11 protein-coding genes are annotated in these 13,721 nt (G+C 58.3%); 3 read left to right on the top strand and 8 right to left on the bottom strand.

What is annotated here, in order from left to right:
- Positions 1–20: 20 nt before the first annotated feature.
- From pgi to zwf, 3 genes are read right to left on the bottom strand one after another with little or no spacing between them, the layout of a single operon-like run.
- A complete protein-coding gene (pgi, locus tag AC2FGE_RS02625; RefSeq protein WP_496817619.1) occupies positions 21–1,628 on the bottom strand; it encodes a glucose-6-phosphate isomerase in 1,608 nt (535 codons plus the stop codon).
- Between the two features lie 5 nt (positions 1,629–1,633).
- Entirely contained in the window at positions 1,634–2,305 is a 672-nt protein-coding gene (pgl, locus tag AC2FGE_RS02620; protein WP_496817618.1) for a 6-phosphogluconolactonase, read from the bottom strand.
- Positions 2,302–3,756, bottom strand: a complete 1,455-nt coding sequence (zwf, locus tag AC2FGE_RS02615; protein WP_496817617.1) for a glucose-6-phosphate dehydrogenase — start codon at positions 3,754–3,756, stop codon at positions 2,302–2,304. Before zwf ends, pgl begins: the two co-directional genes overlap by 4 nt.
- Positions 3,757–3,931: 175 nt before the next feature.
- Here zwf and AC2FGE_RS02610 point away from each other — a divergent pair, with 175 nt between their 5' ends.
- Positions 3,932–4,885, top strand: coding sequence for a radical SAM protein (locus tag AC2FGE_RS02610; protein WP_496817616.1), 954 nt, complete (start codon positions 3,932–3,934; stop codon positions 4,883–4,885).
- Here the strand turns inward: AC2FGE_RS02610 and AC2FGE_RS02605 are convergent.
- Entirely contained in the window at positions 4,882–5,151 is a 270-nt protein-coding gene (locus AC2FGE_RS02605) for an usg protein (protein ID WP_496817614.1), read from the bottom strand. The two genes, AC2FGE_RS02610 and AC2FGE_RS02605, sit on opposite strands and share 4 nt — an antisense overlap.
- Positions 5,152–5,345: 194 nt before the next feature.
- Here AC2FGE_RS02605 and gyrA point away from each other — a divergent pair, with 194 nt between their 5' ends.
- Together gyrA and trhA are read left to right on the top strand one after the other, a co-directional pair.
- Positions 5,346–8,072, top strand: a complete 2,727-nt coding sequence (gene gyrA / locus AC2FGE_RS02600; RefSeq protein WP_496817613.1) for a DNA gyrase subunit A — start codon at positions 5,346–5,348, stop codon at positions 8,070–8,072.
- Between the two features lie 131 nt (positions 8,073–8,203).
- The gene (gene trhA / locus AC2FGE_RS02595; RefSeq protein WP_496817612.1) at positions 8,204–8,866 is read left to right on the top strand and encodes a PAQR family membrane homeostasis protein TrhA; all 663 of its coding nucleotides are present in this window, start codon (positions 8,204–8,206) and stop codon (positions 8,864–8,866) included.
- Here trhA and AC2FGE_RS02590 read toward each other — a convergent pair.
- From AC2FGE_RS02590 to AC2FGE_RS02575, 4 genes are all read right to left on the bottom strand, one after another.
- Entirely contained in the window at positions 8,863–10,119 is a 1,257-nt protein-coding gene (locus AC2FGE_RS02590) for a DsbA family protein (RefSeq protein WP_496817611.1), read from the bottom strand. The two genes, trhA and AC2FGE_RS02590, sit on opposite strands and share 4 nt — an antisense overlap.
- An 88-nt stretch (positions 10,120–10,207) precedes the next feature.
- Complete coding sequence (locus AC2FGE_RS02585; RefSeq protein WP_496817610.1) at positions 10,208–11,677, bottom strand: carboxypeptidase M32; 1,470 nt, start codon at positions 11,675–11,677, stop codon at positions 10,208–10,210.
- 4 nt (positions 11,678–11,681) lie between these two features.
- On the bottom strand, positions 11,682–12,827 hold the full coding sequence (gene ctaA / locus AC2FGE_RS02580) for a heme A synthase (RefSeq protein WP_496817609.1): 1,146 nt from the start codon (positions 12,825–12,827) through the stop codon (positions 11,682–11,684).
- 62 nt (positions 12,828–12,889) lie between these two features.
- Positions 12,890–13,633: an RNA methyltransferase gene (locus AC2FGE_RS02575; RefSeq protein WP_496817608.1), complete on the bottom strand. Its 744-nt coding sequence runs from the start codon at positions 13,631–13,633 to the stop codon at positions 12,890–12,892.
- Positions 13,634–13,721: the final 88 nt, after the last annotated feature.

Below are 13,721 nucleotides of genomic sequence, written 5' to 3'. Positions count from 1 at the left end.
GCAAGCCACTAGATTTTGCGCTAGTCTCGGTGTTTCAACGCGTAAGCAACCAACGCCGCAGTCGAGCCATCCTTGCCTGTGGCGCTTTCCTCACCATCTACAATGGGACCCAGAGAGGTGGCCAGTTCTTTGCCCAGCTCTACACCCCATTGATCGAAGGAGTTAATGCCCAGCAGAACGCCTTCGACAAAGACGCGATGTTCATAGAGCGCAATGATCTGCCCCAGCACAAAGGGTGTCAGTTTCGGATAGATCAAGGTGGTCGACGGCCGATTGCCTCCAAACACACGGTGGCGGGCCTGACGGTCCAGTTCTTCCCCTTCAAAGCCTTTCTCGGCCATCAGCGCGCGCGCTTCCTCCAGCGACCGCCCGCGCATCAGCGCCTCGGACTGGGCCAGACAATTGGCCAGCAACAGGCGGTGATGATGGGCCAGTTCCGGTTCGTGCCCTTCTGCAGCCACCATGAACTCACAGGGGATGACATCCGTGCCCTGATGGATCAGTTGGTAGAACGCGTGCTGACCATTGGTGCCGGGTTCGCCCCAGACAACCGGGCCCGAAGGTATGCTCAGCGACGTGCCATCCATCGCCACGGATTTCCCGTTCGATTCCATCTCAAGCTGTTGGAAATAGGCTGGAAGGCGCAGCAGGCGCTGATCATAGGGCAGAACGGCGCGGCTCGCATAGCCCAGAACCTGACGGTGCCAAATGCCGACAAGAGCCAGCATGACAGGCATGTTCTCGGCCCAGTCGGCTGATCGGAAATGCACATCCATTGCCTGCCCGCCTCGTAAGAACGCATCAAACGCGTTCGTGCCCACGGCGATCATCACCGGCAGCCCGACAGGGCCCCAAACCGAATAGCGCCCGCCGACCCAATCGGCAAAGCCAAAGACGCGGTCCGCCGGGATGCCAAACTCCTGCGTCTTGTCCAAGGCGCTGGACACGGCTGCAAACTGTTTGGCCGGGTCGCCCCCGCCATCGCTCATCCATGCCCGCGCGGTGCGTGCGTTGGTCATGGTCTCAATGGTCGTAAAGGTCTTGGAGGCGACGATGATCAACGTCCGCGTCGGATCAAGCTGCCGCAGCGTATCCGCGATATGCGCCCCATCCACATTCGAGACATAATGGACGCGCGGTCCGTCATGATAGGGCGACAGAGCATGGGTCGCCATCACCGGCCCTAGATCGGACCCGCCGATCCCGATATTCACCACATCCGTAAAGCTACCGCCTATCCCGGCAATGGCACCTCCGCGAATTTCTTCGGCAAAGACACGCATGCGCTGCAAGATTGCCAGTACATCAGGCATGACGTCCTGACCATCGACCTGCACAGCGTCGCCATCCAGATTTCGCAAAGCGGTGTGCAGAACAGCGCGCCCTTCGGTTTCGTTGATCTTTTCGCCCGCAAACATGGCACCGCGCCGCTCGGCCAGGTTGGCGTCGTGGCACAGTCGGATCAGGCCGTCACGCGTATCAGCATCGATGCGGGTCTTCGAGTAGTCAAAAACCATATCTCCCGCTGAGGCCGAGAAATTTTGCGCCCTGTCCGGGTCTGCCGCAAACAAATCCACGATGCGGTCGGTCTGCGCAGTGGCCAGCGCTTTGAGATTGTTCAGGTCCATCACACTCACTCCGCCCAATGTACGGTCATACCACTCAGCACCGCCGCGATTGGCGCCTCTTCCGGTGGTAGCGCCATGGCACGCTCCAATGCATCGCGCTTGGCCGCCCCGAAGATGATCAGGTGTTTTGACAAGGCCCCGTCCAGAACCGGGCCCGTCAATGTAATACGCGGCTCGGGCTGAACCTGTGTGCGGGCCACGGCGAGCGTGGGGGCATGGCTGTCGAGGGCCGCCTCCAGCCCCTCCATCCCCGGAAACAGGGATGCCGTGTGCATGTCTTCCCCCATGCCCAGTACCAGAACGGACAGCGGCAGAACCGGCGCGATCAGAGATTCGATTTCCGGCAAGGCATCCTCGGGTTCAGCTCCCGAAACATAAAGCGGGACGTATGTTGCGCCCGATGCACGATTGGTCAGCAATCGCTGGCGGATCAGGCGTTGATTTGAACGCTCACTGTCAGCGGGAACGCAACGTTCATCGGTGGGCATGACCCGCACACGTTCCCATTCCAGATCAGCCGCGCAGAGAACATCGAACACCGGGCCCGGAGTTGTCCCCCCCGGAACCGCCAGCGCGATGGTTTCATTGTGCAACAACGCGGCTTCAAGCTCTCCGGCCAGCATATTTGCGACATCAATGGCCAACATATCCCGATCGGCATAATCTTGAATCATCATGGCTTTATTCCTTGCCAGCGGCGACCATCACGTTTCATCAGCAGCTCGGCGTCGCCGGGGCCTGTGCTGCCGCTGTCATAGGGTTTGGGCACATCACCGCGCGCCTGCCAGCCGGCGATGACCGGGTCGGTCCAGGCCCATGCGGCCTCGACCTCATCCCCGCGCATGAACAGGGTTTGGTTGCCACGGATCACATCCATCACCAGACGCTCATAAGCATCAGGGGGATCCTGGTTTTCAGGCCCCAGCGCATCGGCAAAACTCATATCCAGCGGCACGTCGATCAGGCGCATACCGCCCGGCCCTGGTTCCTTGATCGTCACTTTCAGCGTGATGCCTTCATTCGGCTGCAACCGGATCGACAGGGCATTTGCGTGCCGTCCAGCAGCCTCACCAAAGATCGAATGCGGCGCATCTTTGAACTGAACGTTGATGACCGAAGATCGCGCGACCAGCCGTTTGCCTGTCCGCAGGTAGAACGGAGTGCCCGCCCACCGCCAATTGCTGACATGCGCTTTTAAAGCGATATAGCTTTCGGTGGTTGAACGTGGGTTGTCCACAACCTCTCGATAGCCCGGCCCACCCTCGCCCGCTGCAAACTGACCACGCACGATGTGATGCGGCTCGACCGGATCAAGCGCGCGAATGACTTTCAGCTTTTCATCGCGCACCGCGTCGGGGTCGAACTTGGCAGGCGGTTCCATGGCAATCAAACAGAGCAGTTGCATCAGATGATTCTGCACCATATCGCGCATGGCACCCGCACGTTCGTAATACTCCTCGCGCCCATCTACACCGACCGTTTCGGCAACGGTGATCTGGATGTGGTCAACGTATTGACTGTTCCAGAGCGGCTCGAACAGCATATTGCCAAAGCGCACGGCCATCAGGTTCTGGACCGTTTCTTTGCCCAGATAGTGATCGATCCGGTAAATCTGTCCTTCGTCAAAATGCGCTGCCAAGGTTGCATTCAGGCCGCGGGCACTGTCGAGATCATGGCCAAACGGTTTCTCGACCACGATACGCGTCTGGTCTGACACCATACCATGCGACCGGATCTGCTCGGCCAGAGGCCCAAAAAGGCGTGGACCAACCGAGAAATAGAACGCCCGTATGCGGTCCTTGGTCAGCCGTCCAGCCAGATCTAACCATCCGTGCCCGGACATTGCATCCAACACGACATAGTCGATCCGTTGCAGGAACCCACTCAGCGCTTCGATGTTTTGGGCCCGTCTCGGCGCGTCTCGTCGCAACGAGTCAGCCACGATATCTCTGAAATCAATTGGAGACAGATCGGATCGCGCAGCACCAATAATCTGTGCGTCTTCTGGCCATTGACCTGCACAAAACCGGCGAAACAGGGCTGGCAAAATCTTGCGCTGCGCCAAATCACCAGTAGCGCCGAAAATGACCAGATCAAATGGGTCAACAGGTATGACACGAGAAACCATGGCTTGTCCTTATCCTGCCCCCATCGACATGTCCAATGTTAGCGCAATCATTTTCGTGCCTTTTAGCGGAAAAACTCTCGTTCATCAAAACTCTGTCAGAACGCCACCAGACCCTTACCATCAGGACAACAAACAGATAAATCAGTCAAACGACTTCAAAGGACCGGATGCGGGAATGAAAGACAACGCCCCTCAGCTTGCCAATATCGGCAAGTTTCAAGACAGATTGGTGACGGCAGACGGGCAAACCCGCGCGTCAGTTGCCCTGACAAACCCGCAGACCCTGTGGTTCAATACCGGTACGCTGTGCAATATCGAATGCGCGAACTGCTATATCGAAAGCAGCCCAACCAATGATGCGCTGGTCTATATCACGGCTGCCGAAGTCACCGACTATCTGGATCAGATTAAACAGCGCAACTGGCCTGTTAAAGAGATTGCGTTCACCGGCGGTGAGCCCTTCATGAACCCCGAGATGATCGAGATCACCCGCGCCGCACTGGACCGTGGGTACGAGGTCTTGATTCTGACCAATGCGATGCTGCCCATGATGCGACGCAAGATGCGCGAAGGTCTGCTAAAGCTTCATCGCGATTTTAATGACCAACTGACCTTACGCATTTCAGTCGATCACTATCGGCCTGAACTACATGACGAAGAACGCGGCAAAGGCAGCTTTGCCAAAACGTTGACAGGGATGGAATGGCTGCGCGATCACGGCTTTAACATGGCCGTGGCAGGGCGCACCGTCTGGGGTGACAGCGATGCCGACAGCCGCGCAGGCTATGCCGCGTTTTTCGACGCGCACGGATTTGATATCGATGCAAACAACCCCGCGCAGACCGTTCTGTTCCCGGAAATGGACGAAACAGCTGAGGTTCCGGAAATCACCACCGCCTGCTGGGGCATTCTGAACAAATCCCCCGACGCGGTCATGTGTGCCAGCGCGCGCATGGTAGTGAAACGCAAAGGCGCCGCGCGTCCGGCCGTTCTGGCCTGCACCTTGCTGCCCTACTCACCTGAGTTCGAACTTGGCGAAACACTGGCCGAGGCCGAGGCAGATGTGCATTTGAATCACCCCCACTGCGCAAAGTTCTGCGTCTTGGGCGGGGCCAGCTGTTCGGGCTAGTTCACCCGAAACTCTCCAACCATATTGCGCCATTCCCCGGGTGCAATCATCTTGCGATGTGTGAATTTGACCGAATGCAGCGGCCCATCAATCTCCCGCTGCCAGAAGTCTATGAATTCAAACAGTTTGGGGTGGTCGGGAGCAAGATCGTATTCCTGCCAGATAAAGGTATTCAATACGTGGATGTAGTCGGGCATGTGATAGAAAAACTCTGCCGTCGTCAGCCCATATCCTTTCAGCATCAATTCTGTTTCGCGCTGCTCCATTCAGACCTCCGGTTTCATGAAAGGTCTCTTCAGCATAACACGCAAAGGGGCTAATTCTTGATTAACAATGTGTTACGCGAGTGTTACTGGTGTTTTTTTGCATTCGGAATTGTTGCTTGCTTGCACCTTATATGCTGTGTCTGATAGGGTGAATCCACAAGATATAGACCCAGAACAATAAACGGGCAGTTTACGTGAGCGATACGCCAGAAATTCCTGAAAACATGGACGAAAACCCGCCTGAGCGCCCTGTCTATGACGGCCCGACGGTCTCCATCGAATCCGAGATGCGCACATCCTACCTGGACTATGCCATGTCGGTCATCGTCTCCCGCGCGATCCCCGATCTGCGTGATGGATTGAAACCGGTGCACCGCCGCATCCTGTATGCGATGCACGAAACCGGCAATACCCACGACAAATCCTATCGCAAATCGGCCCGTCCTGTGGGCGATGTGATGGGTAAATACCACCCGCACGGTGACAGCGCGATCTATGACGCGTTGGTGCGGATGGCGCAGGATTTCTCGATGTCACTGCCCTTGCTGGATGGACAGGGCAACTTTGGTTCGATGGACGGCGATAACCCGGCGGCCATGCGCTATACCGAGGTACGCATGGACAAGCCCGCAGCATCCCTGCTGGCCGATATCGAAAAAGAGACGGTTGATTTTCAGGATAACTATGACGGTAAGGACCGGGAACCAACGGTCCTGCCCGCGCGTTTCCCGAATATGCTGGTCAATGGCGCTGGCGGCATTGCCGTGGGTATGGCAACCAACATCCCACCGCATAACTTGGGCGAAGTGGTCGACGCCACATTGGCGCTGATCGACGATCCCGATCTGACATCCGAACAACTGATCGAATACGTTCCGGGCCCCGATTTCCCGACCGGTGGCGTCATGCTGGGCCGGTCCGGCGCACGCAAGGCGTATCTTGAGGGTCGCGGCAGCGTCATCATCCGCGCCAAGACGCGCACGGAAGAAATCCGTAAGGATCGTTACGCCATCATCGTGGATGAGATTCCCTATCAGGTGAACAAAGCCTCGATGATCGAAAAGATTGCTGAAGCAGTGCGCGAAAAGCGCATCGAAGGTGTCGCTCATGTACAGGATGAATCCGACCGCAACGGCGTGCGCGTGGTCGTTGAACTGAAGCGTGACGCGACGCCTGAGGTGGTGCTGAACCAGCTTTATCGCTTCTCGCCAATGCAGACGTCCTTTGGCTGCAACATGCTGGCCCTGAATGGTGGCCGGCCCGAGCAACTGACCCTGCGGCGGTTCCTGACATCCTTCATCGACTTCCGCGAGGATGTCGTCGCCCGCCGCACCGCATACGATCTGCGTAAAGCGCGCGAGCGTAGCCATATCCTGTGCGGTTTGGCCGTGGCCGTCTCGAATGTGGACGAAGTGGTTGCAACCATCCGGTCGTCTGCCGACGCCGCCGAAGCGCGCGAAAAGCTGATGACCCGCCGTTGGCCCGCATCCGAGATCGAAGGCTACCTGCGCCTGATCGATGACCCTCTGTCCAAGATGAACGACGATGGCACCTATAACCTGACCGAGGTTCAGGCCCGCGCCATCCTGGAACTGCGCCTGCAGCGCCTGACCCAACTGGGCGTCAAAGAGGTCACCGACGAACTGGAGGAACTGGCTGCCAAGATCAAGGAATACCTGGATATTCTGTCCTCACGGGAACGGATCATGTCGATCATCGGCGACGAGCTGCGCAGCGTGCGCGAACAATTCGCCGTTCCGCGCCGTACCGAGATCGTCGACTGGTCCGGCGACATGGAAGACGAGGACCTGATCGAACGCGAGGACATGGTCGTGACGGTCACCTCGGGCGGCTACATCAAGCGCACGCCGCTGGCCGATTTCCGCGCACAAAAGCGTGGCGGCAAGGGCCTGTCGGGTATGCAGACCAAGGAAGAGGATGTGGTCACCAACCTCTTCGTGGCGAACACGCATACTCAACTGCTGTTCTTCACCACCGATGGGATGGTCTACAAGCTCAAGACCTGGCGCCTTCCACAATCCAGCCGGACTGGCAAGGGCAAAGCGATTGTCAACATTCTGCCGATCCCAACCGGGGTTTCCATTGCGGCGATCATGCCCGTCGATGTCCCGGATGAGGAATGGGAAAACCTTCAGATCGTCTTCGCCACCAGCGCCGGTGACGTGCGCCGCAACGCGCTGAGTGATTTCACCAATGTCAAACGCAACGGCAAGATCGCCATGGATCTGCCCGAAGATGTCGAACTGGTGAATGCGCGCATCTGCTCCGAAGATGATGATGTTATGCTGGTCACCAATTCAGGCCGCGCGATCCGGTTCCAGACCACCGATGTGCGCGTCTTCAAAGGCCGAAAATCGACCGGTGTGCGCGGCATTAAGCTATCCAATGGTGATCGGGTTGTTTCGATGTCCGTGATCCGTCATTTCGAGGCCACGTCGGACGAACGCGCCGCCTATCTCAAGATGCGCCGCCTGATGGCCGGTGTGACGGATGAGACCGAAAGCGATGAAGACGAAGGCAACGCTGACAGCGTGTTGCCCCAGGAACGCTATGCCGAGATGTCGGCCGCTGAAAACCTGATCCTGACCATCACCACCGGGGGCGCGGGTAAGCTGAGCTCCAGCCATGACTATCCGGTGCGTGGACGCGGCGGCATGGGAGTCGCCGCGATGGATAAGGCGATGCGGGGCGGTGAACTTGTCGCCTCCTTCCCGGTTGAGATCGATGATCAGATCATGCTGGCCACCTCCAAGGGCCAATCAATCCGGGTGCCGGTTGATGGTATTTCCTTCCGTTCGCGCAGCGCAGGTGGCGTGCGTGTGTTCAATACCGGCAAGGGTGAAGAGGTCGTTTCCGTCGCCTGGATCGCTGATCAGGGGGATGAAGAAGTCGAGGAATAACCCTCACATTCCACAACAGAACTGAAACAAAACGTCCGCAATGCGGGCGTTTTGTCGTTTTGGATCACGTTATTGACACTGACGCGATCCATGAACTTGCTCGAAACCCTGCTGCTGCTTAACTTTTTCCTATGTGGTCCTTCGCACATATCCGCCCCGCCTATAGCCGAGCCGAGCGTTTGAGTGACGGGGTGGTCCATATTCTGGGCATATGCGCCGCAGTCATCGGCGTGCCGCTGTTGATCACCATGACCGTGCTTTACCGGTACGACCCGGCGGCGGTTGTTGGCGTTTCGATCTATGGCGTGACACTGATCCTGATGCTCAGCTTGTCCGCTTTGTACAACATGATCGAGAGCGATGATTGGGCCGAGCTTTTGCGCCGCCTTGATCATTCGGGGATTTATATAAAGATTGCAGGCACCTATACGCCGTTCCTATTGTTATCAGGCACACAGGCAACGGGGCTTTTGCTGGGGCTATGGTCCTCGGCCACCTTGGGGTCGGTTCTCAAGATGCTCGACCCAAACCGCTTTCGCTGGTTCGGCCTGGCGCTGTATCTGATGATGGGATGGGCCGCAGTTTGGGCCGGGCAATCCATGCTGGCAGAGCTTGCGCCCAGCGTTCTGGTGCTGATGATCGCCGGAGGGCTGGTGTATACTGCAGGCGTCGCGTTCTACCTGTCTGACTGGATGGCCTATCACAACACGATCTGGCATGTGTTTGTACTGGTGGGCAGTGTCTTGTTTTTCGCCGCCGTCGCCGCGCGGATTCAGTTGCTGCCTGCCCTCTAGCGCACGTGGTTTGCCATCAACAACTCCTCGACCGCCCAAAGCCGATCCTGCCCCCAGAGGCTTTGCCCATCGACGCAAAAGCTGGGAACACCCCACAGGCCAACCTCTTGCAGGCGGTGCTGGTTTGCCTCCACCCGGCTTCGCCAATCCTGCGCATTTAGCAAGGGTCGCGCGATGTTCCACTCCAGACCTGCGCTGGTCACGATCCGCTCCATGCCTCTATCGGTCGCGGCATCCACGCCCTGCGACCAGGCGGAGCGCATGAAGGCCGAACAATATGGCACCAATTTGCATTGATCTTCTGCATAGTCGAACAGCGCATAGCCTCGTTCGACTCCGGCGCCCAACGGATCACAAATCCGGCCAAAAGGGATGCCCAGGCGCCGTGCCTCGCGGGTGCAATCGTTTAGAATGTAGCGCGATTTGGCCTTGGGAACCGGCAATCCACGCATTAGCATGGGCAGCACTGGCTTTAACGTCAGTCGGGCGTTGTGCCGCTTGGCAAGATCAACGACGCGGTCGAAAGCCAGATAGGAATACGGGCTGCGGAACGAGAAGAAGAACTCCAGTTCTTTTTCTCCGCCGGTAAACGCGTGCGCCGAGAGATCAGGAACCGAAATGATCGGAGTCCCTTGACCCAATCCGGCCTGCTGCAACCGCTGTTCCAGATAATGCAGGCGGTCGATCCCCCAATACCATTCGCCGCCATAGAAGAACGTACCGCCCAAATAATGCCCCTTTGACGCCAAGGCTCGATCCCCCGCAGCCATCGCGTGGGAAGGGTCCACGTCCGGTTCATCCGGCAGCGCGCGACCGGTCCAGAGAGAAACAGATGCATCCCTCAATCGAGCAGCCCAATCCTGGGTGCCAAACGCGGCTGCGAACAGACGGTTGGCCTTTCGTATCCTTTCGATGGAGGGCTTCACTGGCGCATTCAACCCCTGTTTCAACGCCAATCGGATCGCATCGACCATTGCGTTTTTCTGATGGGCTTCGGGTTCGGGCACGGCCTCTGATGCTGGGCCCGAGATAAGATGCGGACATAGCGTAACCCCATACCGTGCGTGAAAAGCGGGCAGCACTTGCGCGGTCAGCGCACAATAAGGATCAGCGGCATCGTGGAAATAATGCACCACATGATCTGCACCACGCAGGCGACGGCGCAAATCATGCACCCCTCGGCAGGCATTCATGAATTGATCACTTGTGATGGCCGCTGCCAGATAGGATTTCAGATTTGTTTTCAAGGACAAACGGCTCTCCGTCGGGTATGGTGCCGCCTACTCTACCGATCCAGAGATCAAACGCCACGTTGCCGCACAACAACGTGACGGCAACCTGTCAAAGACCGTAGAGCGCCCCGAATTTCTGCTCCAGATAGTCCAGCAACGGACCCGGCCCCGGTTCGATCCCGCTGGCCTGCCGAATGATCTCGCGCGGCGCATAGAGACCGCCGTGACGCTGAACCGTTTCGCGCAGCCATCCGGTTGCCTGCGATGTATCACCTTCGGCCAGTTGGGCCTCCAGTTCGGGCACCGCCTTCCGCAAGGCTTGATAGAGGCACCCGGCATAGACATTGCCCAAGGAATAAGTTGGGAAATAGCCAAACAGGCCCACCGACCAATGCACATCCTGCAAACATCCGTTCGAAGGCTTGTCTACCGCATAGCCAAAATCAGCCTTGAAGCGGTCATTCCACGCGGCCTCAAGATCGCTAACCTGCAAATCCCCCGCCATCAGCGCGCGTTCCAGATCAAAGCGCAGCATGATGTGAAGGTTGTACTGCACCTCATCCGCCTCGGTCCGGATATAGCCGTTATGGACGCGGTTGACGGTGGCATAGAACGCATCAGCGTCGGCAATGCCAAAGTCACCAAACGCGTCTTTCATCTGCCCAAACAGCCATCCGGTGAAGGCGCGCGACCGGCCCAACTGGTTCTCATAAATCCGGCTTTGGCTTTCATGCACGCCCATCGACACGCCCTGACCCAGCGGCGTCAGCAGATAGTCGCGATCAATCCCTTGTTCATAGGCCGCGTGGCCGACTTCGTGAATGGTTGAATAGAAGCAATTGAACGGGTCGGTTTCGCTGGTGCGGGTGGTGATCCGCACATCCAGCCCGCTGCCCGAGCTGAACGGGTGCACCGCCTTGTCCACACGGCCATTGTTCAGGTCATACCCAAAGGCAACCGCCAGCTTTTGGGTAAGCTGCATCTGAATGCGTTCATCGAAGTGACCGCTCAGTTCTGCGGGCTGTGGGCGTGCAAGCACTGCAGCGCGCAGAGCCACCAGGCGTGGGCGCATTTCATCAAAGATCGCCGCAATCTGGGTGCCGGTTGTGTAGGGCTCGTAGTCCTCGACCATGGCGTCATAGACGTCACGGCCCTGCGCCAGCGCCTCGCCTTCTTGCCGCTTCAGCGCGACCACCTCTTCGAGCACCGGAAGGAAGGCCGAGACATCTTCGTCCGCCCGCGCCTGCGCCCATTTCCCCTGAGCTGCCGAGGTCACCCGGGCAATTGCAGTTGCCAGATCGGCCGGTACTTTGACCGCCCGTTCATAAGCCCGGCGGATCTCGCGCAGCTGCGCCTTGCCTGCCTCATCCTGCGGGGCGGCCTGGTCCAACCAATCCGACACGCGCGGGTCAGACCGGCGGGCATGCAGCACAGCCTCGATCGCGGCCATTTCTTCGGCCCGTTGCGGGGCGGCTCCACGTGGCATCATAGTTTCCTGATCCCACCCCAGCCGCCCTGCGATCTGAGCTAAGGCCGAGGTTTCACGTTGAAAGGCCATCAGGTCATTGAATGCAGTCATGGGATCAAACTCCGCGCACTGAAGTTGCAATTGGATAGGCCGTCAGGAAGCGCGCGCGCAGGATCAGCGTCCAGACGACAACGGCCATGAACTGGTGGAAAATGGCGATTTGCCACGGGGCCGCGTAAACGACCGTGACGATGCCGACCACCACCTGCAGCGACAGGGCCGCAAAGGCTGCGTTGAAGGCGAAACGGGTCTGCGGATGGGCGCTGCCCTGCCCCCGACGCCAGACGATGATGGCGAAGATGAACAGGAGATACCCCGCGCAACGGTGGATGAACTGCACCAGACCGGGGCTTTCGAAGAAGTTGCGCCACATCGGTTCCAGCATAGTCGCATCTGGCGGCAATAGCTGCCCACCGATCAGAGGCCAGTCGGTGTACGACCGTCCAGCGTCGATCCCAGCGACCAGCGCACCGATGAGGATCTGCAAAAAGGCAAAATGCAACAAGCCAGTCGAGAGCGAGAACAGTTTCGCCTCTTTCGCGCGGCGGGCCTGCATCAGGTCGCGTTCCTCGCGGCCGAGTTCAAAGATGTACCACGCAAGGAACCCGAGGATCACGAAGGCCAAGCCGAGATGGGTGGCCAGACGATAGCTGGCAACGGCCGTCATCCCCTCGCCCTGCGTCACGCCCGAGGCAACCATCCACCAGCCGACGGCCCCCTGAACGCCGCCCAAGGCACCCGGGATCAACAGTTTACCCGTCCAACCCGTAGGGATCTTGCGCGCAATCAGGAAGCCAAAGAAACCGATCGCCCAGACCAGCCCGATCACACGGCCCAACTGACGATGGCCCCATTCCCACCAGTAGATGAATTTGAAATCATCCAGCTGCATCCACTGGTTCTGAATGCGCCACTGGTCGATTTCTTTGTACTTGTCGAATTCCGATTGCCAGTCGGCCTCGGTCATCGGAGGGATGGCCCCGGTGATCGGACGCCATTCAGTGATCGACAGCCCGCTATCGGTCAGCCGGGTCAGGCCGCCCACGGCGATCATCACAACGACCAGAGCGAACAGGATCATCAGCCACGCCCGGATCGCCTTGCGCGCCCCGCCACGGCCCTTGTCAATCATACCGGGTTGAACGGCTTGTTGTTTTTCGGTGTCTGAGACGTCTTCGAAGATGCTGCGCTTGGCGCTCATGCTGTCCTCATATGTCCTGGATTTCGTCGCAAGCTAGGGCCACTGAGGGGCAAGGTCCAGCCTTACCCTTTGTCTTTCCAACGGACCATCTGACGCATGACACCGTGCAACATCTGCACATCTGCCCGCGTCATCCGCATTCTCGACCACAGGTTGCGCAAATTGGTCTTCATACCCTCGGCCTTTTCCGGTGGATAGAAGAAACCTGCCTCTTCCAACCGGTCTTCATAGTGTTCAACCAATTTCTCGACCTCGATACCGGTCGCCCAATCGCCCTTGCCCAGATCGGTGGCTTCATGCACCACATCACCGGTCTGACGCAACCACTCATAGGCGGTCAGCAAGACGCATTGCCCAAGGTTGAGCGAAGCATACTCTGGGTTAACAGGCACCGAGATGATGGCGTTGGCCTTGGCGATATCTTCATTCTCGAGCCCCGCGCGTTCGGGGCCAAACAGAACCGCGACCTTTTCACCTGCAGCAACTTTTTCAGCGGCGAGCTGCATGGCACGTTCCGGGCTATAGACAGGCTTGGTCAGCCCGCGTTGCCGTGCGGTGGTGGCAAAAACAAAGGTGGTGTCGGACAGCGAACCTGCCAGATCATCAAACAATTGCGCCTCATCCAGAAGTCGACCGGCACCGCTGGACATCGCCACCGCCTTTGGGTTCGGCCACCCGTCCCGAGGGGCCACGATCCGCATCCGATCCAGCCCGAAATTCCACATCGCCCGCGCAGCGGCCCCGATGTTTTCACCCATCTGCGGGCGCACAAGCACAAAAGAAGGCTGGGATGGGTCGCTGGGCATGGTTATCTCCGAAAAACTCAGCTTGCTCTAGTCGCCGCATAAACGAAGGGCAAGCCGCCCCATGCTTCTTCTGTTCCCAAATACCTCC

It is taken from the genome of Ruegeria sp. YTSA075, assembly GCF_059610245.1.
The sequence above is the reverse complement of the archived record's forward strand: the minus strand, read 5'-3'. Positions and strand labels throughout refer to the sequence as shown.